The sequence below is a fragment of the Geminocystis sp. GBBB08 genome (assembly GCF_016743215.1).
Taxonomy (GTDB): domain Bacteria; phylum Cyanobacteriota; class Cyanobacteriia; order Cyanobacteriales; family Cyanobacteriaceae; genus Geminocystis.
In genome coordinates this window covers 1-23,315 of record NZ_VRZC01000052.1, presented here as the reverse complement: position 1 = coordinate 23,315, position 23,315 = coordinate 1, and the positions used below count along the sequence as shown (strand labels likewise).

Genomic DNA, 23,315 nt, shown 5'->3' with positions numbered 1-23,315 from the left:
TACGCCTGTAACCCAAATAACAAAAGGCTTTGACGAGATTAAAGTATTTCTTCTGAAATCATTATTATGTAACCATTCTAAAAAAGATACCAAATGGGTTCTATAAATCTTGCTAACAAGGGGCTTAAGTCCCTTGCCTGTACTTCGCTTATGTGAAAATTGCTATAAAATCTATTTTAGGTGAGAAATTATCAATTTTAGTAACTATTGCCTGAAGAATTTAGAATTTAGCCATTGCCCAGTGCCCAGTGCATCGTTGCCCGAAGAATTTGGAAATGATTTGAGTTTGAGAGTTAAGCTAAAACGCATTTAACTGACATTTTTTTCCTAACTCCTAACAAGGGGTTTAAACCCTTTGCCTTTTGACTCAAATATTTACCTTTTTTCTTTTCCCTCCCCACCTTTGAAGGGAGGATAAAGGGTCAATTCAGATACTTTCCTAGCTTGGAATTAAATTAAAATTCAAAATCTAATTGTCAGAAAATTCAGCGTCAATCACATCATCACCGCCATTATTGGGGTTAGTGTCATTTGTGCCTGTAGTATCAGCTCCTGGAGTTGCACCACCAGACTGCTGATAAATGTTAGTGCCGATAGTATATAACAATTGTTGTAATTCGGGCATAAGGGTTTTGATTTTCTCATCATCTTCTTGAGCTACAGCATCTTTCAGATCTTTAATCAATCCTTCAGCTTTAGTTTTATCATCACCAGAAACTTTTTCCCCTAATTCGGTTAGTTGTTTTTCAGCTTGATATACTAAAGAATCCGCTTGATTTTTACGCTCAATCGCATCCCGTTTTTCTTTATCGGCTGCTGCATTCTTTTCTGCTTCTTTCACCATACGATCAACTTCATCTGAAGGTAAAGTAGAAGCACCAGTAATACTAATTGATTGTTCTTTACCAGTACCTTTGTCCTTAGCAGTTACATTTAAAATACCGTTAGCGTCAATATCAAAAATAACTTCAATTTGAGGTACGCCTCGGGGTGCAGGAGGAATGCCATCTAAACGAAAAGTGCCTAAACTCTTGTTATCTTTAGAAAATTCTCGCTCACCTTGTAAAACATGAATTTCTACATTACTTTGGCCATCTACTGCCGTAGAGAAGGTTTCTGATTTTTTGGTAGGAATAGTGGTGTTTCTGGGGATAATTTTAGTCATGACACCCCCAAGGGTTTCAACACCAAGAGAAAGAGGAGTTACATCTAATAACAGAATATCTTTGACTTCTCCTGCTAAAACACCCCCTTGAATAGCCGCACCCACCGCTACCACTTCATCAGGGTTAACGGTTTGATTAGGCTCTTTTCCAAGAACTTTTTTCACTACTTCTTTAACAGCAGGGATACGAGTTGAACCACCAACTAATACAACTTCATCAATATCACTAGCACTAAGTTTAGAATCTTTAAGGGCATTTTGAACAGGAATAGCACAACGATCAATTAAATCAGCACATAACTCTTCAAATTTAGCACGAGTTAAAGTTAATTCTAAGTGTTTTGGTCCGTCTTGAGTAGCGGTGATGAAGGGTAAGTTAATCTCCGCTTGAGAGACGCTAGATAATTCAATTTTAGCTTTTTCCGCCGCTTCGGTTAATCGTTGTAAAGCCTGTTTATCTTTGCGTAAATCAATACCTTCTTTTGCTTTAAAGTCTGCTGCTAAAAAGTCAACGATTTTTTTATCAAAGTCATCACCACCTAAGTGAGTATCTCCAGATGTGGCTAAAACTTCAAATACACCGTCACCTACTTCTAAGACAGAAACGTCAAAAGTACCACCACCCAAGTCAAATACTAAGATAGTCTCATTACTTTTTTTATCTAAACCATAAGCTAAAGATGCGGCGGTTGGCTCGTTAATAATACGTTTAACTTCAATACCCGCTATTTTTCCTGCGTCTTTGGTGGCTTGACGTTGAGAGTCGTTAAAGTAAGCAGGTACAGTAATTACGGCCTCTGTAACGGTTTCTCCTAAATATTTACTCGCATCTTCTACTAATTTGCGCAAAACTTGGGCTGAAATTTCTTCTGGTGAAAATTGTTTACCTTGAGAAGGAGAATCTAACTTAACATTGCCATTAACATTTAAGACTTTATAAGATACTTCTGTTGTTTCGTTAGTAACTTCATCATATTTTCTCCCAATAAAACGTTTAACGGAATAAAAAGTATTTTCGGGATTCATTACCCCTTGACGTTTGGCAATTTGTCCTACTAGGCGATCGCCATTTTTAGCATATGCAACCACAGAAGGAGTGGTTCTAAAACCTTCAGCGTTAGCAATTACAACAGGTTTACCACCTTCCATTACAGCGACACAAGAGTTAGTTGTGCCTAAATCAATACCTACGACTTTTCCCATAATATATATTTTTCCTTTTTATTTTAATATATGTAATTTACAATAGTTTAAGTAATTAAAATTGATAAAAGTCTATTGTTGTGCAATATATTAATGATTTATATATCAATTATTAATTTTCTATTCCTATATTGAAGGAAAGTAACCCCTTTAAGGTAGTGTAGTTTTCCGTACCTAGAATAAGAAAGAGATTTTAATTGTTAACGGATACCTACTCATTTTTAAACAAAGATCACCTGAGTTCGATAAAAGAATTCTTGAGGTTAATAGGTTTCAGGTGACAGGTTGCCGGTTAACAATTTCTTTATTTAGATCAATTAATTATTTAATTTAATTTTGATAAAATCAATTTGAATAACTTTTTTACTAATTCTTTACCTGATACCTAATACCAGATACCGTCACACCTTATCCTAACCGATAATTTTATGTCGAACTGAGGTAAGATCATTTACCTATTCCCGATTAAGTCAGGGAATACTTGCTGTACGGCTGGATGTACTAATTGATGATACTGTATATTTAACCCTTGAGCCAAACTTGCATCTTGTTTTAATGCCCCAATGCCTTGGTTGGCTAGTTTTAAAACATAAAGTAAAGTATTGTTATTGAGTGCTTGAGTAGCTGTCCAAGGCACAGCCCCCGGAAGGTTAGGAATACCTAAATGAATTACTCCTTCTTCTGTGTAGCTAGGATTACTATGAGAAGTGGGTCGTAATGTTTCGATGCAACCTCCTTGATCTACAGCCACATCCATAATTACTGAACCTTCAGACATGGTTTTTACTAATTCCCGTGAAACGAGGATAGGGGCTTTTTTACCCGTAATTAATACTGCACCAATTAATAGATCAGCTTTAATTACACTTTGGGCTATATGTTGAGAATTACTATATAATAATTCGACTCTCGATCCGAAAAGGGTTTCTAAGTAAGCTAATCTATCAATATTTACATCTAAAATAGTAACTTTTGCTCCCATTCCCACAGCAATTTTAGCCGCTTCTGTGCCAACAATCCCCCCCCCTAAAATAACCACATTTCCTTGGGATACTCCCGGTATTCCTCCGAGTAGAACACCTTTGCCACCTTGTTGTTTTTCTAAGTACCTCACCCCAATTTGTACCGCTAATTTACCTGCAATGATACTCATAGGAGTTAATAAAGGTAGTCTGCCATCAGCTAATTGTACAGTTTCATAAGCGATCGCCGTCACTCCACTTTTAAGGAGAAATTCTGTTAAACTACGATCGGCAGCTAAATGAAGATAGGTAAATAATATTTGTCCCTGATGGATATAATCATACTCCGAAGCAAGAGGCTCTTTGACTTTAATGATTAATTCTTGATTCCATGAGTTTTGAGTATCAACGATAGTTGCCCCAGCTTTTTGATAATCTTCGTTACTAAAACCTGAGCCTATTCCCGCATTTTCTTCCATAAAAACCTGATGATTTTGTTGGGTTAAAACTTTAACACTAGCCGGAGTTAAACCAACTCGAAACTCTTGATCTTTAATTTCTTTAGGAACACCAATTTTCATTTTAATTTTTTCTGAGAATCTTTAATCAAGATCAAATTATAATCCTTGGGTAGGTTTGAGATAACAGTTAGAATAAGAAATAACCTTTATCGCTTTTTCCATCTTTGCCTTACTCCTTTTAAGGGGAGTTCCAAGAAATACACACAAAATCAAAGAATCGAAACTGATATTATCTTATTTTCTTCAATTTATAAAACTTCAATGACCACAGAAACGATTAAATTACCACGCACCAGCGAATCTGAACAACTTAAGAAAATTCGTCATACCACTTCTCATGTCATGGCGATGGCTGTACAAAAATTATACCCTAATGCTCAGGTGACGATCGGTCCTTGGACAGAAAACGGTTTTTATTATGATTTTGATTTGTCCGAACCTTTAACAGAAAAGGATTTGAAGGCAATCAAGAAAGAAATGATTAAAATTATTAACCGTAAATTACCAGTAATTCGAGAAGTTGTTACTAGAGAAGAAGCCCAAATTAGGATCAAAAATATTAACGAACCCTATAAATTGGAGATTTTAGACAGTATTAAAGATGATACTATCACAATATACCATTTAGCTGAAGAATGGTGGGATTTATGTGCAGGTCCTCACGTTGACTCCACCGCCGACTTAAATCCGAAGGCGATCGAACTTGAAAGTATTGCAGGAGCTTACTGGCGAGGTGATGCAAATAATAAACAATTACAAAGATTATACGGTACTGCATGGGAAACCCCCGAACAATTAGCCGAATATAAAAGACGTAAAGAAGAAGCCCTAAAACGGGATCACCGTAAACTAGGCAAAGAATTGGGTTTATTTATTTTCGCAGATCCTGTTGGTCCGGGTTTGCCACTTTGGACACCAAAAGGCACTCTAATTCGCTCAACTTTAGAGGATTTCTTGAAAAAAGAGCAAACGAAACGGGGTTATTTACAAGTTGTTACTCCTCATATTGGTAGAGTCGATTTATTTAAAATTTCTGGTCATTGGCAAAACTACAAAGAAGATATGTTTCCTATGATGGCTGATAACGAAGAAGAAGCAGAAAAAGAAGTCGGTTTCGTCTTAAAACCCATGAATTGCCCTTTTCACATTCAAATTTATAAAAATGAATTGCGATCGTATCGTGAATTACCTATGCGTTTAGCGGAATTTGGGACAGTGTATCGTTATGAACAGTCAGGAGAATTAGGGGGTTTAACAAGGGTTAGAGGCTTTACTGTTGATGATTCTCACCTGTTTGTAACTCCTGATCAACTTGAGTCAGAATTTTTCAATGTGGTTGACTTAATTTTATCAGTATTTAAGAGCCTACAACTAAAGAATTTTAAAGCTCGTTTAAGTTTCCGTGATCCTAATTCTGACAAATATATAGGAGGTGATGAAGTGTGGGAAAAAGCTCAAAATGCGATCCGTAACGCCGTCAAACATCTCGATATGGATTATTTTGAAGCAGAAGGAGAAGCCGCTTTTTATGGGCCAAAATTAGACTTTATTTTTCAAGATGCCTTAGAAAGAGAATGGCAATTAGGAACAGTTCAAGTTGATTACAATTTACCTGAACGTTTCGATCTTGAATATACTGCCCCTGATGGTACTCGTCAACGTCCGATTATGATTCATCGAGCCCCCTTTGGCTCTTTAGAGCGTCTTATCGGCATTTTAATTGAAGAATATGCAGGGGATTTCCCACTATGGTTAGCACCTATTCAAGCTCGTTTAATGCCGGTTAGCGGTGATTTTTATGGGTATGCTCAAGAAGTCTGTCAAAAAATGCTACTTGCTGGTATTCGTGCTGAAGTAGATAATAGTAACGAAAGATTAGGTAAGATGATTCGTAACGGTGAAAAACAGAAAATTCCTGTTATGGCGGTAGTTGGAGCTTCTGAAGTCGAAAACAATACCCTTAATATTCGTACCCGTGCTTCTGGGGAATTAGGTGAAATTGCTTACACAGAAGTAATCGAAAAAATGGCTAATGCCATCGCAAATCACGGCAACTTTTAAAGAATGAAGAATGAGTCTGAGGAATTACGAGCAAAATGCCTGTTTCACGAGGAATGAGGAATATAAAATAGCTTTGTAATAAATTTTAAAGCTAAAAATAAACATTCAAGAAATTGAACAAAAAAGTCAGATAAAATCAAATTTATAGTTCATTTGAATTAACGTTATCTGTTATCTAAGTAGGTAAGTAAAATTAATTGTGGATTTTATTTTTCCCAAGCCCTTGACAACAATGCAAGGCAAGAGGTTTAAACCCCTTGTTACCCATTGCCTATATACAATTAATTTTGCTCAAGTACTTAAAATAAATTTTACAGTGAGTTTTGAGTTGATGTACAGAATCTAAATATTACTTATTACTTAATTAAATTGAATATACCAAACTCCATAACTTTAATTAGAATTATTCTTGTTATTCCTTTAATATATTTATTATATCAACCAGAAAATAATTATCAATGGATAGCCCTCGCTATTTTTATCATCGCAGCTTTAACAGATTGGTTAGATGGTTATTTAGCTCGAAAATTGAATCAAATCACCGAATTAGGCAAATTTTTAGACCCTTTAACCGATAAAATCCTCGTAATTGCTCCTTTTTTAGTTTTAATCGAACGTCAACAAATACCCGCATGGGCAGTATTAATAATTATTGTCAGAGAAATTGTCATTGCAGGATGGAGAGTTAATCCTCAATTGGCGAAACAAGACAATATTTCAGGTGCAAATATTTGGGGAAAACTCAAAACGGTTATGCAAATTATCGCTATTAGCCTACTCATTATTCCTTTATCAGACATTTGGCAAACATTTGGTTTAATCTCTTTTTGGATAGCCTTATTTTTAACGATTATTTCTGGTTTAATCTATATCATTCCAATTCAAAAAGACTTTAAATAGTTATTCTACTTTATTAAGGAGGATCAGGTAGGATTTAAGTATAGTATATTTGTGTTATTTTATGATTGGTCAAAAAAATTATTAAAAAAATGTTACGAAATGTCAAGATTTACTACTAAAATGATAAAAAGAAAAATGTAGAAGAAGAAAAAATTAGATGCGAATAGCCATAGCAGGTGCAGGATTAGCCGGACTTTCTTGCGCAAAATATTTAGCAGATGCAGGACATACACCTATTGTTCTTGAAAGACGTGACGTTTTAGGCGGAAAAGTTGCCGCATGGAAAGATAAGGATGGAGACTGGTATGAAACAGGACTTCATATCTTTTTTGGTGCTTACCCCAATATGTTGCAATTATTCCATGAGTTAGGTATTGAAGATCGTTTACAATGGAAAGAACACTCGATGATTTTCAATCAACCTGATAAACCCGGTACTTATTCAAGGTTCGATTTTCCCGATCTTCCCGCTCCTATTAATGGTTTAGTGGCCATTTTACGCAATAATGATATGTTAACGTGGGGCGAAAAAATAAAATTTGGCTTAGGTTTGTTACCAGCAATCATTAAAGGACAAGAATATGTTGAAGAAATGGATCAATATTCATGGTCACAATGGATGGCAAAACAAAACATTCCTCCTAGGATTGAGAAAGAAGTTTTTATCGCTATGTCAAAGGCTTTGAACTTCATTAATCCTGATGAAATTTCTGCTACTATACTCTTAACAGCTTTAAATCGCTTTTTACAAGAAAAAAATGGCTCAAAAATGGCTTTCTTAGACGGTTCACCTACAGAAAGATTATGTCAGCCCATTGTGGACTATATCACCCAAAGAGGAGGACAAGTCCGTTTAAATGCACCTCTCAAGGACATTTTATTAAATGAAGATGGTAGCGTCAAAGGCTTTTTATTACGAGGTTTAGATGGTGCTGAAGATGAAATTTTGATCGCCGATGTTTATGTTTCTGCGATGCCTGTTGATCCTTTGAAAGTAATTTTACCCCCCCCATGGAAAGAAAATCCCTTTTTTCAAAAATTAGAAGGTTTGGAAGGAGTCCCAGTTATAAATTTACATTTGTGGTTTGATCGCAAACTTACCAATATTGATCATCTTTTATTTTCTAGATCGCCTTTATTGAGTGTTTATGCTGATATGAGCAACACTTGTAAAGAATATAGCAATCCTGATAAATCAATGTTAGAGTTAGTTTTAGCACCGGCGGAGGATTGGATTAGCAAATCCGATGAAGAAATTATTGAAGCCACAATGGTGGAATTAAAACAGTTATTTCCCCAACATTTTAACGGTGATAACCCAGCTAAAGTTTTAAAATCTCATGTAGTGAAAACCCCGAGATCCGTATATAAAGCGACACCAGGAAGACAAGCCTATCGTCCTTCTCAAAAAACACCCATCTCTAACTTTTATTTAGCAGGAGATTTCACCATGCAGGAATACTTAGGAAGTATGGAAGGAGCAGTATTATCAGGTAAACGTACAGCCGAAGTGGTAACTAAAGATTATCCTGTTACTATGATTAAACAACCTGCTCTAGTGTAACATCGTAGCTTGAGTAAAGGAAAGTACCACCCAACACCCTAAAATATTAGATCTTGATCATATTTAGGAAAAGAAGGAACAAATCCCTTACTACAAGCCACTTAAAAATTTTTTGTACCAAAAGTCTCTGAAAAATAAATAATACTGACATCTTGCACCTTAAGAAAAACATCTCGGTTTTTAGGTTTTAGGTTAAGAAAAAAGAGTTAATTTTAGGCTAACAAAAAAAATCTTAATTGTTGCCTCAACCCTTAAAATAGTCAAAAATCATCAAACCTGACATCTACTACCGGCCACCTTTTACTTAGTTTTTATGTAAAGAGTGCAAAATGTGAGTAATAAATTACGGTAAATTAAATGACAATGCAACCAAAAATCAAAAATTTGGATTTTGCAAAGTCAATCTAACCTACATTTAGATCTAATTTCGTGATGAAAATGGATCAGAAAGTGAGACAATACTATAGAATCGTCATTATTCTTATTTTTAAACTTATATTTAGCTAACTATTTCAGCAGGGATGAATGCTGCAACTGCATAAAAAATTACAACCTAAACAACCCTTAGCCTCCCTAGAGGAATCTTATGAATACTGTCGTCAAATCACGGCAAAATATTCTAAAACCTTCTATTTAGGCACATTATTAATGCCTAAACAAAAACGAAGTGCTATCTGGGCGATATATGTATGGTGTCGGCGTACAGATGAATTAGTAGATGGCCCTCAAGCCAAGTTAACAACTCCTGAAACCCTAGATTTATGGGAACAACAGTTAGAATCAGTCTTCGCTGGGCAACCTATAGATGATCCTGATGTGGCTTTAGTGGATACTCTTGAGCGTTTTCCGATGGAGATTCAACCTTTTCGTGATATGATTGCTGGGCAGAGAATGGACTTATACCGTAACCGTTATGAAACTTTTGAGGAGTTAAAACTTTATTGTTACCGTGTCGCTGGTACTGTAGGTTTAATGTCTTCCTCTGTCTTGGGAATCGATGAAACTTATTTAAACGCCCCTTGGTATCATGATTCAGCCTATATCCCAAAAGAAGAAGCTATCGACTTGGGGATTGCTAATCAATTAACTAACATTCTTCGAGACGTAGGAGAAGATAGGGGCAGAAATCGTATCTATTTACCTTTAGAAGATTTAGCAAGGTTTAACTATACTGAAGAAGACTTATTCAAAGGTGTCATTGACGATCGCTGGTGTAATTTAATGCAATTCCAAATTGATCGTGCAAAACAATATTACGAATCAGCTGAAAGCGGTATTAAAGCCTTAAATCCTGATGGACGTTGGCCGGTGTGGTCGGCTTTGATGTTATATCAAGGTATTCTCGATATAATTAAAAAAAATAACTATGATGTTTTTCAATATCGTGCTTTTGTTCCAACTCCAAACAAAATGCTTTGTTTACCCGTAGCATGGTTAAGGGCACAGGTTTTATAAGTAATGTAATAATTAGCAAGGGGTTTAAACCCCTCATTCTATCAAATTCGGATAATAACTTATAATAAAACTTTGCGTTTTTCTTTGGCTCTTTGCGAAAAATTTTACTATAATTAGGGGTTCCTGTTGGAAATCAGAAAGTTATTAAAATTAAAGGTTATAGATACTTTAAAACCACAGATAAGAAGCGATCTCCAAAAGTAACACACGATTCAATTTACTTTTCTAAATATAGCTAAACTTTTTTTGATGACTTATATATAAAGATTCTTGATTTTTATTTTAAGCACATTTGAAATGCAAATTTTCAGGGATAAAAATAGGGTATGTATCCCAACTATCTCCTAATATTATATTGATGGTTTTATCTCGATCTAAAGCATATAATAATTCTCCAAAAATAGCACTTATATTTGCTCTATTTATTTCATCAATTACTAACAAATATTTATGCTTATCTTTATTTTTTTTATCTTGTTCTATTTTCCGCAATAACTGAATCTCAGATTATTAATATAAGTAGTTGTGGATAATGAATAATAAATTTTTTGTGTAAAACCTTAGATTGATACTTTTCTTGATGATAAAATTTGATAAAGGTGCGTTATATTTTTTTAACACACCCTAATTTTTTATAGTCGATTTTCGATGGCTTTTTCCCAAGTATCAGTTATAGTTTTAACATCTAAGTTAATCAGATTATTAATCATTAAATTTGTTGATTTTACTTCACCGATTTTTTGCCAATTATCACCTAATTTTTCCGTTAATAAACTTTCCCAAAGATTTTTATTTTCAGGATTAATCGAAATAATAATTAAACTAGCTAATTCTCCGAATAACACCTTATCTAAACGGGCATTAATTTTAGGTAAAGTAACTTTAGCACCTAATTTTCCACTGATACAAGATTCTGCTAACGCCACAGATATTCCTCCTTCAGTGACATCATGGGCAGATTTTACTAAACCTTGACGAATACCATCACGGCAAACCTCTTGCACTTGTTTTTCTAACTCATAATCCAACTCAGGAGGTTTTCCTGCTACGGTGTCATGAATAGTGGCTAAATATTCCGATGCACCGAAACTGGGGTTAAATTTACCTAAAATATAGATTAAATCTCCTTCTTGTTGCCAACCTTGCCCACAAATTTTGTTAATATCAGGTATCAAACCTACCATACCAATGACAGGAGTCGGATAAATCGGTTGAGGATTACCTTCAGAGTCTATGGTCTCATTATATAATGATACGTTACCACCAGTAACAGGAGTCTGAAACTCTCTACACGCTTCAGAAATTCCTTGACAAGCGTGATGTAATTGCCAATAACCGATAGGTTTTTCAGGGCTTCCAAAATTAAGGTTATCTGTAACTGCAATAGGTTCAGCACCAACACAACTCAAGTTACGCGCGGCTTCGGCAACCGCTAATTTTGCCCCTAAATTTGGCTCTAAATATACATAACGAGGGTTACAATCGGTGGTTGCAGCGATACCTGTCTTAGCTAATTGGGGTTTACCGTTAACAGGGCGCACTCTGATAATAGCGGCATCTGCTCCACCCGGAAGCATAACAGTGTTATTCTGTACTTGATGATCATATTGGCGATATATCCATCTTTTTGAAGCAATACTAGGAGTGTCTAATAAAGTTAACAGAATTTGCTCCCAATTTTGCTCCTTTACACCGTTTTTCTCGACTTCTGGTAATTCTTCTTCTCTCCAAGCCCATGCTTTCATAGCATATTCTGGCGGATTTGTCAAGACTTTATGGTGATAAATTGGTGTATTATCTGCTAAGGCTGTGGAAGGCACTTCGGCGGCGATCGCATTTTTATGTAGTATTCTAACAATGGACTCAGGGATGACTTTACCTGCTACAACGGCATGAAGTCCCCATTTCTCAAAGATGTCAATTAATTCTTGCTCTCTCCCTTTATGGGCTACAAAAAGCATTCTTTCTTGAGATTCTGACAGCAGATACTCATAGGGTATCATGGCTTTTTCCCTAGCAGGAATTTTGTCTAAATCTAACTCAATGCCAACGCCTCCTTTTGCCGCCATCTCTGATGTTGAGCAAGTAATACCAGCTGCCCCCATATCCTGTGCAGCGACAACAGCACCAGTTTTAAAGGCTTCTAAACAGGCTTCTATCAAGGATTTTTCGAGGAAAGGATCTCCTACTTGTACTGCGGGACGATCGTCCATAGATTCATCTGTCAATTCCGCACTGGCAAAACTTGCGCCTCCCATGCCGTCTCTACCGGTAGTCGAACCCACATATAATACAGGATTACCGATACCTGAAGCCCCAGCTTTAACTATATCATCAGTTTCCATCAACCCGATTGCCATAGCATTGACCAGGGGATTCCCACTATAAGCGGAGTTGAAATAAACTTCACCGCCAACGGTGGGTACGCCTACGCAATTACCATAGTGTGATATACCTTCTACAACTCCTTTGAAAATTCTCCTAGTGTGGGGATTATCTAAATTTCCGAAGCGCAAAGAGTTTAAAATAGCGATGGGACGTGCCCCCATAGTAAATATATCCCTTAAAATGCCCCCTACTCCCGTTGCTGCTCCTTGAAAAGGCTCGATGGCACTAGGATGATTGTGAGATTCGATCTTGAATGCTACCCTTAAACCATTGCCAAAATCTACTACTCCGGCATTTTCTCCTGGCCCTACTAAAATGCGATCGCCATCACTAGGAAACTGTGATAGTAAAGGTTTTGAATTTTTATAACAACAATGTTCTGACCACATTACTCCAAACATACCTAACTCGGCTTTGTTAGGATGTCTGCCTAATCTGTTGACGATTTCTTCATATTCTGTGGGTTTAATGCCTTCAGCGGCGATTTCTTGAGGGGTAAAGGGTACGGACATATTTTTTTGAGATTAATTGACTTAATAACAATATATCAGCACAATTAAAAATTAGCAATTAGCAATTAACAATTATTTTGATTATTAACTAAACTTAAAAGTACGATTTTTTTTTAAGGATAGTTAAGGGAAATCTCTTCTACCTTTATTAAACATTAAAAAATAAACTATTAGACTTACATGGGCTTACAAAAAAAATATTTTAAAATTTTATTACTTTTTCTTAGTATTAGTTTTGCTTTATCAGGATGTTTTAATAATAGAAGGTCACAGTGCGATCAAATTATAAATGTTAGTAATCAATTAGCCGAAGTAACTCAAAGTAATTTAGCCACAAAAGATTTAACTAAAATACTTGAAATAGCTGATATTTTTGATCAATCAGCCCAGTTAATTTTAGATAAAAAAATTACAGATGAACCATTATCAGAATTTAGTCAAAAATTAGCTAAAATATATCAAAATTATGCCATAGTAACCCGTAATTTTATTACATCTTTTCAAAATAAAGACACTGAAAATGCCGTTATTTATCAACAACAAGTGATCAATTTATCTCAAGAACAAGAAAATTTAGTTAATAATATCAATAGCTATTGTCAGGAAAATTAATAAGATTATGATCAACGAAACCCTTATACACTTTATCAGCCCGACTTGGTTCAAAAGTCGTTGTGATTCTCAAAATTTAACTCAAAACCATAATTAATAATTAAGTGTAGCAATTTTTATGGTCAAAAATCAAAAATTATCAAACTATATGAATAGAAAAACTCAGAAAATAAATCAAAATTTACGTTTGCTCATAATTATTTTTATTCCTCTGACGATAATTTTATATTTATTAAGGGGATTTGGCTTATTCGGTTTTTTACCCGGCGGAATATTATTATTCTTTATCATCGCTTCCATATTTATATTAATCAGTTTTTTGATCACAAAAACCTATTGAACTGGTTTTAAGAATTAAGTAATAGAGAATAGTGAATAATAAATAGAGATTCTATAGTAAATAGTCAATAATTAGGTAACAATCAATAGATAATAATGAATAATAAATAAAGAATTAATAGATGATAACCAATAATTGAAAGCAATAGAATCGACATTTTGTCAGTCGTGCTAATTTCTGATTCTTGATTCCTATTCCATGATATAATTTGAAAAAGTAATACTCGTAAAATATTACGGGAAGTGATTTCCCCAACCAAATTCACTATTGAAAATGACCAAATTTGTATTTGTAACTGGTGGTGTCGTTTCTAGTATAGGTAAAGGCATTGTTGGTTCTAGTTTAGGACGTTTACTCAAATCTCGCAATTATTCTGTATCTATCCTTAAACTCGATCCCTATATTAATGTAGATCCGGGTACAATGAGTCCTTATCAACATGGGGAAGTATTTGTTACTGATGATGGTGCTGAAACTGACTTAGATTTAGGGCATTATGAGCGTTTCACCGATACTTCTTGTTCTCGTCTTAATAGTGTCACTACGGGTTCAATTTATCAAGCCGTAATCAATAAAGAAAGGCGTGGTAACTATCAAGGGGCAACGGTGCAAGTTATTCCCCATATTACTAATGAAATAAAAGAGCGTATTCATCGAGTCGCTAAAAATCGAAATCCGGATGTTGTTATCACGGAAATTGGTGGTACGGTGGGAGACATTGAATCTTTACCTTTCCTTGAGGCAATTCGTCAATTTCGTAAAGATGTAGGTCGTGATAATGTTTTATACCTACACGTTACTCTTATTCCTTGGATTGCCGCCGCCGGAGAATTAAAAACTAAGCCCACTCAACACTCTGTGAAAGAATTGCGATCGCTCGGTATTCAACCAGATGTGTTAGTATGCCGTTGTCATCGAAATATTCCTAGCAATATTAAGGAAAAAATTGCTGAATTTTGTGATGTGCGTAGTGAAGCAGTAATTACTTCCTCTGATGTTAGCAGTATTTATGAAGTGCCTTTAACTTTAGAAAAAGAAGGATTAGCCGAACAAGTATTAAAATTATTACGGTTAGAAAATCGTCTCCCAGATTTAGAAAAATGGGAAAATTTAGTTCAAAAAATGCAACATCCTGAGCGTAAACTAAAAATTGCCATCGTGGGTAAATATATAAAACTTAGTGATGCTTATTTATCCGTAGTAGAAGCCTTAACTCATGCCGGTATTAACGAATCAGCCGAAATTGAATTACTGTGGGTAGATGCTGAAGGTATAGAATCACAAGAAGCGACAAACTATCTTAGTGATGTTGATGGAATACTTGTACCCGGGGGCTTTGGAAATAGAGGAGTTGACGGTAAAGTTAAAGCGATTCAATATGCTAAAGAAAATAAAATACCTTTTTTGGGTTTATGTTTAGGAATGCAGTGCAGTGTTATTGAATGGGCCAGAAATACCGCTCATTTAGATAAAGCCAATAGTGCTGAATTTGACGAAGAAACCCCCTATCCTGTCATTAACTTGTTACCAGAACAACAGGACGTGGTTGATTTAGGTGGTACAATGCGTTTAGGGTTATATCCTTGTCGTTTAGTGCCTGATACTTTAGCTTATTCGTTATATAAAGAAGAAGTAATTTATGAGCGTCATCGTCATCGCTACGAATTTAATAATGCTTTTCGTTATCAGTTTTTGGAAACAGGCTATCAAATTAGTGGCACTTCTCCTGACGGTAGATTAGTAGAAATTATCGAGTTACCCAATCATCCATTTTTCCTTGCCACTCAATTTCATCCGGAGTTTAAATCCCGCCCTAGCCAACCTCATCCTTTATTTTTAGGGTTTATTAAGGCCTGTTTGGCAATTAATTAGGATATAATTGATTGCTTTTTTTTTCTCGCAAAGGCGCAAAGGCGCAAAGTAGTTTAAATCTAACACTGTTAAAGTATCGCAAAGAAATGTTAGTCACATCATATATAGCGTTTTTCATTATGATGAGATCTCTATAACTTTTGTTAACAAAGGGCTTAAGCCCCTTGCCCGTACCTTGCCTCGCTTATGTGAAAATTGCTATATTAATTATTTATTATTCACTAATTGAGTTAAAAATCAACAAAAAACCTATTTATTAATAGAAAAATAACTATTAAATTTTAAACGAAAAATAGGATTGCTTTTCCATAAAAAATAAAGATAAATTCCAGTAATAATTAATAAACAAATAAAACCTAAAGTATTATAAGTATTGATAATTTGATTAATACTCCAGCCTACTTCATGATTTAAAACGTTTAAATCACCTCCAGAATCACCTCTACCTCCCCAAAAAGTACCCCAAGGAATTTGCTCTTTTCCTACGCTTATTCGATGCCATTTTGTAAAACTTCCCCAAAAAGAAGTTGCACCAATTATTAAAGCAATAAAACGCCAAAATTCCCAATAAAATCTATCTGGTAAACGCCAATAAAAGGAAATAATTAAGAGAGTGCTTAGATAAAATTCTCCGCCAATTCCACCAAAATATAATAACATTTGATAGTTAGTGTAAGAGGTTTTCCATGTTAAAATAAATTGAATAATGACCAGAATAACTGATATTATCATCGTATTTTTTTTCCGTTCTTTCCAACCACTATAAAAAGTTAAAAAAAGTAAAGTTAAAATACCAAAATAAACAAATAATGAGCGATCATCTGATATAATTGTTCCAGCAAATGTCACCATGGCACGATAACCAGAAAACCATGCTATAGTTCCATGACCAAATTCATGAACCCCCATACTAATAAACCATGCTAAAGGTTCGACAAAATTAATCACAAAAGCCATTAAAAAAGCGATGGGTAAAGCATAAGTATTAGTATTAATTTTTGCTTCTGCTAAAAGAATTGCTGTATTATATTTTTGAGCTTTATGAGCATTAATTCCCGTACAAATTTTAAGTTTTTCTTCCCAAATTAAGTTATTTTTATGATCAAAATTTGAGATTATTACAGCTCTTTCAGCATCTTTTAAAATATGTTTAAGATTATCATAAATTATTTTAGTTAATACTTCTTTTTTGACTATTTTAACATTATTAATAACTACTTGTAAATATTGAGGATAAGATATTACTTTGATTTTAATACCTAAATTTTTCAACTGATGATTAATAGTTTTAGTTAAATAATTATCATATTCTTTTTTTTCTTTATTGATTTGATTTTCTTGATCATTTTGATAAAATTGTATAAGTTGAGAATGAGCGTGTTTTAAATCAATTAAATCTTGTTTATTACCTGTTTTTAATTTTTCCCCGACAAGTTTATAATAACTTTCTTCAATATCAGGCAATGTTGCTTCTGAAGTAAGATTAAGTATTTTATAACATTCTTCAAAGGTTAAGTTATCCATTTGTTTACAAAAATATAATTATTAATCTCTATTCACAATACACAATAGATTTCTTTTAGAAGTTGCCGTAATAAACAGTGTTTTAATCTTGGTATTTCTAGGTTTGAGAATTTTAACAATTAATAATTCCCTATTGCTCATTCCTCATTATTACTAACTTCCTTGAATAGCAATTTGAATTAACTCTATTTTATAGCCATCAGGATCTTCTACGAAAGCAATTATTGTTGAACCATGTTTCATGGGGCCTGGTTCTCTTGTCACTTTACCTCCTTTTGCCTTAATTTGCTCACAAGTGATGTAAATATCATCAACTCCTAAAGCAATATGACCATAACCGTTACCAATATTATAACTATCGGTATCCCAATTATAAGTAAGTTCGATAACAGTGTTAGAAGCCTCATCCCCATAACCCACAAAAGCGAGAGTAAATTTACCATCAGGATAATCTTTTTGACGTAATAATTTCATTCCCAAAACATTGCAGTAAAAATCAAGGGATTTTTCAAGATGCCCAACTCGTAACATTGTGTGTAAAATACGCATAATCAATAATTAGTAATTAATAATCAATAATTATATATTATCAATTTTATTGGTTCTTAGTTGCAAAAATAAAATCTAAGGTTATCTCAAAAGTTTTATCCTTATTATTAACAGGTATAATGTTAATTACTTTAATAAATTCTCGCAAATAAAAACGACATTCAGAAGGTGATAAATCACTCCAAAACTGAGCATTAGAAAAAGTAGAAGCAATTTTTTCTAAATTATCAGGAGGTAATTGTGCTATTTTTTGTTTTAGTTGAGCAATTTCTAGGTTAATTTTATAAATTCTAAATTGTGCTGTTTCTTCATCTAAAATATTGTTTATAATCAATGGTTTTATTTTTATTAAAATTTCTTCTTTATCTTGTATTTCTTGAGCTAATTGATTTTGGATAAATTGAGGATCTGGTGCATTAATATTGGTAATTAATACTGGAAAATCTCGACAAATTATGTTAATAATTTCCTCAAAAACTTGAGCATATTTAATTGATTTACAACGTACACTATCTTGACATTGAGTAGGAATTAAATATAAATATTTTTCAGGATATTGTTTATTAGTAACTTTAGTTATTTTGTAAGATGATTTACAAATTTTACATTTAACTAACCCTGATAAAGCATAATTTGCAGAGGTGCTTCGAGGTTTAACAAGGCGATGACTTTTCAATATTCTATCAATTTGAGCGGCTTCTTCACGGCTAATAATAGGGGTGTGAGTATCAGCTATAATTTCTTTATTTTTATAAGCTAAATCTCCTCGATAAACAGGATTTTTTAACCAATTAATAGCAGTAGATAAGGCAATTTTTTTGTTATATTTTTGTTCTAAGTATCTGACACTATCACTCACTGAAGAATATAATAAAAAGCGTTCAAAAAAATCTTTGATAATGGGAGAAGTTGCCCTATTTATTACATAACTATCTTTTCCTTTTAAATATCCAAAAGGTGCTTTTCCAGGTGGTGGTAAAGTATTTAAGCGATTATTACTGTGAGATTTCTGTAAATTTCTACTATGATATTTTTTATTGAGATTTTCCCAAATAATCCTTAGTTTTTCTTTTGTTTGACTATCTTTTATTATCTTAAATTTACTACTATTATAATCTTCTTCAATCGCAATAATTTCTATCTCTAATATCTCTATTTTAGCCATCACCTGAGTTGCTTCAGCTAAACTATTACCAAACTCAGATAAACTGCGAATTAATAGATAGTTAGGAGGATTTTTGTTACTATCGAGAATTAAATTTTCTAATTGTTTTCTATTTCCTATATCTTGATAAACCGCCTCAATTTCACAACCCCAATTAAAAGCATCAGGGGTTTTATCAATAATCGGATCAGTATAAGTATAAGCGATAATCAAAATAAGTGAGTAATGAGTAATGAGTTTTACCGATTAATTTCAAAATACCATTCCTAATTTCTAATTTCTAATTTCTAATTTCTAATTTCTAATTCCTAATGGTGTAAAATTTCTTTACCAACAGCTGCGTATTGTTTCCATGCTTGTTTTGCCCTAGAATCATTATAATCTTTTACAGTTTTTCCGTTTTGAGATGCCCTTTCAAAGGCAATTAATAAAGGTATTTCTGTTTTAAATAAAGGTAAATTATCCTTGCTTAAAAATTGTTTTGCCGTTTTACTATTAGTAGTTCTTGAATCAACTTTTGTCAAGAGAATTTTATAATTATTAATATTATGTTTTTTGAAAAATTCTACCGCTTTAATAGTTGCATCTAAATCGAGATGATTTGGAGTTGTCGGAATAATAATTAAATCATTACCCTTAGCTAAATCTACTAAATCTTCTTCTTCAGGACCAGCTTTCATATCAGTTACAATATGTTGATGTTTAGGAATAAATGTAGCCGAACCAGCCTGAGATGCTACAGTAAAAGGTAGATTATCTTCTCTAGCCCATACTAACGCAGAGCGATTGCGATCAGCATCTATTAATAAAGTTGGTTTATCTGTTTGTAAATAAGTTGATAAATGGATGGCTGTAGTTGTTTTTCCGACACCGCCTTTTAATGAAGCAATTGCAATTAACATAATAGTGAATAGTGAATAGTTGATAGTGATTAGTTAATAGTGATTTGGTAATAAATAGTAAATAGTGAATAGTTGATAATTTTATTTCTCTTAATTTCTAATTCATTATTGCCTCATTCTAAATTCTAAATTCCTCATTTCTCATTCCTGATGATGAAAAAAAACTATTGAATAATAGGAGAAATTTTATCAATAACTTCTAAACCGCCATCTGGTTTTACTTTCCATACATCATAAACTCCCACAACATCACCATTTTCATCAATATCAACGTTGCCACTAGCACCTTGATAATTAATTTTCTCTCCTTTGCGCAATAATTCGATCGCCTGACAAGGATCTGTAACTTCTGTACCTTCACCTCCTGATACTTCCCGAATTTTACTTTTAATCGCTTCTCCAGTATTGCTTCCTGCCGATTGGGCGGCTAACATTAATAATATGGTAGCATCCCATGTATGAGGTACAAAAGCCGTAACGGGTTTATCTCCTGTTTTTTCCTTCCATAAAGTGGTAAAATCTGCTAAAGCCTTACCATCTGCCCCCGGCACAGTACCTAATGCACCAGCTATAATTGAAGTACCATCAGCAGTTTTTCCTACTTGTTTCGTGAAATCTTCGGAATAAACTCCATCGGTTAATAATACAGTAACACCTTTACTTAAACCTTGCTTATAAGCCGCTTGTAACAATAAACTGCCTGTTTCTGCATATAAAACCGCCGCTACAGCATCAGGTTGATTTGCAAAAGCCAAACTTGCTTCTGAGTCTAGTGTAGTTGCTTTAGGATCATAACGTACTGGTTGATTCTTATTAAGAATATTGCCTCCTGCCGTGGTAAAAGCATTGATAAATTGTTGCTCAAAGGCGACACCATAATCATTATTAATAACTACCGTAGAAACATTTTTAAACCCTTCTTTCTCAGCTAAAGCGGCTAAGGCTTGGGCTTGGTATGTATCAGGAGGTGCAGTGCGAGCCCAAAATCCATTAAATTCCCCTTTTTTCGCCCTATCTGTAAAAACTGGACTTGTACTACCCGGAGAGATCATCATCACATTATTTCTAACCGCTACATCTAAAGCCGCCGTTGACACACTACTAGCAAATGAACCTACTACTCCTGATACTTTATCAACTTCTGTTAATTTAGTTATAGCAGAACTTCCTGCCACTGGATCAGTTTGATCATCTTCTTTGATAATAGTCACAGGTTTACCATTGACACCACCACAGGCGTTAATAGTATCCACCGCTAATTGAGCCGCAATGGGCATATTTTGACCTATAGAAGACAAATCTCCTGTTATAGGGAATAAAGCACCTAATTTCAAGCCCTCACTTCCTGAAGCGTTGCTATTTGCATTTTGTGTTTGATTGTTGTTACTTGGATTTTCTCCTGTTGTACCAAAGATTCCACAGCCCACAGTTAACCAATTGATACTAATTAATAACGTTAAAAATCTTTTAAGTTGACGGTTTTTCATGATATTTTCTTATACCCGGTTAAGTTTAAATTAAGATCATACCTTACCTTTTCAAATTTGTTTAATTTATTACTGAAAGAACTATTTTAAGTTAAATTGAGAATATAGCAATCCTAAATCATTCGTGAAGAATTAAAAATTAAAAAATAAATCTGTAAATCTTACTATACCTTAAAACTGACCACTGAAAGCTGATAGCTAACACCTCTTTAAATCTCACAAATCACATAGGATTACTATATATAGCATTTCTATAGGAGTTATGAGAAATAAAAAGTTAATTCTCCTTATTTAGGGTGATTTAAATTATCATAAATGATTGAAAATTACTATAGATAAAATTACTATAGTTATGGAATATAAAAAACTATTATTTCCTCTAAAAAATTAAAAATGAAAATGTTAAAACAATATTTATTCTCTTTTTTTCTGTTAACTTTTTTTATCTTTTTTGGTTGTAAATCTAATCAAAATTTAGAAAATATAGAGATAAATATTACTAATAATAAACATCCTATTAATACAGAAATAATTAATTTGCATTCTGATTTTAAGCCTATTACAGGACAAATTATTTATGTGCCGGTGTATTCTAATATTTATCATTCTAATCAACAAAGAAGCCATAATTTAGGTGTAACTGTGACTTTTCATAATATTGATTTAGATAATTCTGTTATTATTAAATCTGTTAAATATTATAACAATCAAGGTGATTTAATTGATAATTATTTAGCTTCTCCTGTTAGTTTAAAACCTCTAGCATCTACTAATTTTTATATCGAAGATAATGATACGAGAGGAGGAGTTGGTGCTAATTTTTTAATTGAATGGGTAGCCGACAAAAAAGTTGCCCAACCTATAGCAGAATCTGTAATGGTTAGTACCGCTAGTACTCAAGGAATATCTTTTATCAGTCAAGGGAGAATTGTCAAGGAATTTTAGCTTTACGGTTGAGGTTCTCAGTAGTGTGTCTTTGCCAGATAATAATTAAGGTTAGGTAACACCTCTTTCAACTATACCTTAAAGCTGACCACTGAAAGCTGATAGCTGATAGCCAACACCTCTAAAAATCTCACAACTCACATAGGATTGCTATAGATTTAATTCATAGTTTCGGATAAACCAGAATCAGGATTTATTTCAGTTTCTAAATGAGGAGGATTAAGTTGATTATTAGTATCATTAGAAGGAGTTATTTTTGGTGCTGATTCTTGTAATTCTCGCTCTCTTTTTTCCCTTTCCATTCTAGCTTGAGCATCTCTTTCTTGACGCTCTTTTTCTAACTGCTGTTGACGTTGTAATCTTTCTTTTTCCAATTGTGCTTGTCGGGCTTGACGCTCTTTTTCCTCCGCTAATCTGGCTTGTCTTTGGGTTTCTTCTTTCTTCTGACGAGCAAGTCGATCAAACTCGGAACCAGCTACAGTAAAATGAATATTAACCTGCACCGAAGCATTATTAACACTAGGAGAAGAAAAACGCATTTGTCGGGCGGCTAACAATGCCTGTCGATTCACCTCCCCGTTACTATGGGGATTAACCACACTTACCCCTAAAACATTACCGCTATTATCCAGATTCACCTTAACAGTGGCTTTGCCTTCTACCCCTTGTAACTCAGAAGGATAAGAAGGATCACAATTAATAATACATTTGATACTTTCAGGGGGGGGAGGAGTTGGTTTAGCTTGGGGGCGTTGTGGCACAGATTGACTGGTAGGAGCGATATTGCTAGGAATACCAGACACCGTATTGCCATTACCTCTACCATTACCTATGCCATTACCACTCCCATTACCATTACCACTCCCATTACCATTACCACTCCCATTACCATTACCACTCCCATTACCATTACCACTAAGGGTATTTCTTAAATTGCCTATTCCTCCCCCTTGATTGCCATTACCACCATTAATAGCACTAGGAGTTTTATTATTACTACGAGTTAGTCTGCCACTGGAAACGGGCATATCTTCACTCACACGTGCAACGGTGGAAGTTTGATTACTATTGCTATTTTCTACCCTTGCTGAGGAGTTGAAACTATTACTCAAAGGGTTATTACTACTATTCTCAATGGGTTTAATCGCACGAGGAGCGTTATTTCTAGCTAGAGTATTACTGCTTAAC

The 23,315-nt window shown here is 34.0% G+C and carries 18 protein-coding genes; 7 read left to right on the top strand and 11 right to left on the bottom strand.

What is annotated here, in order from left to right:
• Positions 1 to 469 precede the first annotated feature (469 nt).
• Together dnaK and ald are read right to left on the bottom strand one after the other, a co-directional pair.
• On the bottom strand, positions 470 to 2,368 hold the full coding sequence (dnaK, locus tag FWJ34_RS08765) for a molecular chaperone DnaK (RefSeq protein ID WP_308254945.1): 1,899 nt from the start codon (positions 2,366 to 2,368) through the stop codon (positions 470 to 472).
• Between the two features lie 451 nt (positions 2,369 to 2,819).
• A complete protein-coding gene (gene ald / locus FWJ34_RS08760) occupies positions 2,820 to 3,911 on the bottom strand; it encodes an alanine dehydrogenase (RefSeq protein WP_308254944.1) in 1,092 nt (363 codons plus the stop codon).
• Between the two features lie 201 nt (positions 3,912 to 4,112).
• Between ald and thrS the strand changes: the two genes are divergently transcribed.
• The 4 genes from thrS to crtB all read left to right on the top strand — a co-directional run bounded on the left by thrS (position 4,113) and on the right by crtB (position 9,831).
• Complete coding sequence (thrS, locus tag FWJ34_RS08755; protein WP_308254943.1) at positions 4,113 to 5,912, top strand: threonine--tRNA ligase; 1,800 nt, start codon at positions 4,113 to 4,115, stop codon at positions 5,910 to 5,912.
• A gap of 369 nt (positions 5,913 to 6,281) precedes the next feature.
• Complete coding sequence (pgsA, locus tag FWJ34_RS08750; RefSeq protein ID WP_308254942.1) at positions 6,282 to 6,812, top strand: CDP-diacylglycerol--glycerol-3-phosphate 3-phosphatidyltransferase; 531 nt, start codon at positions 6,282 to 6,284, stop codon at positions 6,810 to 6,812.
• Positions 6,813 to 6,969: 157 nt separating this feature from the next.
• The gene (gene pds, locus FWJ34_RS08745; protein WP_308254941.1) at positions 6,970 to 8,376 is read left to right on the top strand and encodes a 15-cis-phytoene desaturase; all 1,407 of its coding nucleotides are present in this window, start codon (positions 6,970 to 6,972) and stop codon (positions 8,374 to 8,376) included.
• 525 nt (positions 8,377 to 8,901) lie between these two features.
• The gene (gene crtB / locus FWJ34_RS08740) at positions 8,902 to 9,831 is read left to right on the top strand and encodes a 15-cis-phytoene synthase CrtB (protein ID WP_308254940.1); all 930 of its coding nucleotides are present in this window, start codon (positions 8,902 to 8,904) and stop codon (positions 9,829 to 9,831) included.
• 282 nt (positions 9,832 to 10,113) lie between these two features.
• On the opposite strand, the gene FWJ34_RS08735 is transcribed toward crtB, so the two are convergent.
• Together FWJ34_RS08735 and purL are read right to left on the bottom strand one after the other, a co-directional pair.
• On the bottom strand, positions 10,114 to 10,323 hold the full coding sequence (locus FWJ34_RS08735; protein WP_308254939.1) for a hypothetical protein: 210 nt from the start codon (positions 10,321 to 10,323) through the stop codon (positions 10,114 to 10,116).
• A gap of 140 nt (positions 10,324 to 10,463) precedes the next feature.
• Positions 10,464 to 12,731 carry a phosphoribosylformylglycinamidine synthase subunit PurL gene (purL, locus tag FWJ34_RS08730; RefSeq protein ID WP_308254938.1) on the bottom strand — a complete coding sequence of 756 codons (2,268 nt, stop codon included), beginning with the start codon at positions 12,729 to 12,731 and terminating at the stop codon, positions 10,464 to 10,466.
• Positions 12,732 to 12,911: 180 nt separating this feature from the next.
• On the opposite strand from purL, the gene FWJ34_RS08725 reads away from it, so the two are divergent.
• A complete protein-coding gene (locus FWJ34_RS08725) occupies positions 12,912 to 13,343 on the top strand; it encodes a hypothetical protein (protein ID WP_308254937.1) in 432 nt (143 codons plus the stop codon).
• A 174-nt stretch (positions 13,344 to 13,517) separates the two neighbouring features.
• On the opposite strand, the gene FWJ34_RS08720 is transcribed toward FWJ34_RS08725, so the two are convergent.
• The gene (locus FWJ34_RS08720; RefSeq protein WP_308254936.1) at positions 13,518 to 13,643 is read right to left on the bottom strand and encodes a hypothetical protein; all 126 of its coding nucleotides are present in this window, start codon (positions 13,641 to 13,643) and stop codon (positions 13,518 to 13,520) included.
• 313 nt (positions 13,644 to 13,956) lie between these two features.
• On the opposite strand from FWJ34_RS08720, the gene FWJ34_RS08715 reads away from it, so the two are divergent.
• Complete coding sequence (locus tag FWJ34_RS08715) at positions 13,957 to 15,555, top strand: CTP synthase (protein WP_308254935.1); 1,599 nt, start codon at positions 13,957 to 13,959, stop codon at positions 15,553 to 15,555.
• Between the two features lie 249 nt (positions 15,556 to 15,804).
• On the opposite strand, the gene FWJ34_RS08710 is transcribed toward FWJ34_RS08715, so the two are convergent.
• The 5 genes from FWJ34_RS08710 to FWJ34_RS08690 form a co-directional block, all read right to left on the bottom strand.
• Positions 15,805 to 17,079: a J domain-containing protein gene (locus FWJ34_RS08710; protein WP_308254934.1), complete on the bottom strand. Its 1,275-nt coding sequence runs from the start codon at positions 17,077 to 17,079 to the stop codon at positions 15,805 to 15,807.
• 153 nt (positions 17,080 to 17,232) lie between these two features.
• Positions 17,233 to 17,628 (bottom strand): lactoylglutathione lyase, encoded by a 396-nt coding sequence (gene gloA / locus FWJ34_RS08705; protein ID WP_308254933.1) that lies wholly within the window; start codon positions 17,626 to 17,628, stop codon positions 17,233 to 17,235.
• A gap of 46 nt (positions 17,629 to 17,674) precedes the next feature.
• Positions 17,675 to 19,006: a recombinase family protein gene (locus FWJ34_RS08700; protein ID WP_308254932.1), complete on the bottom strand. Its 1,332-nt coding sequence runs from the start codon at positions 19,004 to 19,006 to the stop codon at positions 17,675 to 17,677.
• A 95-nt stretch (positions 19,007 to 19,101) separates the two neighbouring features.
• Entirely contained in the window at positions 19,102 to 19,695 is a 594-nt protein-coding gene (locus FWJ34_RS08695) for a ParA family protein (RefSeq protein WP_308254931.1), read from the bottom strand.
• Between the two features lie 164 nt (positions 19,696 to 19,859).
• A complete protein-coding gene (locus FWJ34_RS08690) occupies positions 19,860 to 21,182 on the bottom strand; it encodes an ABC transporter substrate-binding protein (RefSeq protein WP_308254930.1) in 1,323 nt (440 codons plus the stop codon).
• A 399-nt stretch (positions 21,183 to 21,581) separates the two neighbouring features.
• Between FWJ34_RS08690 and FWJ34_RS08685 the strand changes: the two genes are divergently transcribed.
• Entirely contained in the window at positions 21,582 to 22,127 is a 546-nt protein-coding gene (locus FWJ34_RS08685) for a DUF3124 domain-containing protein (RefSeq protein WP_308254929.1), read from the top strand.
• A gap of 158 nt (positions 22,128 to 22,285) precedes the next feature.
• Here the strand turns inward: FWJ34_RS08685 and FWJ34_RS08680 are convergent.
• On the bottom strand, positions 22,286 to 23,315 hold a 1,030-nt coding region (locus FWJ34_RS08680), incomplete at its 5' end, for a TonB family protein (RefSeq protein ID WP_308254928.1).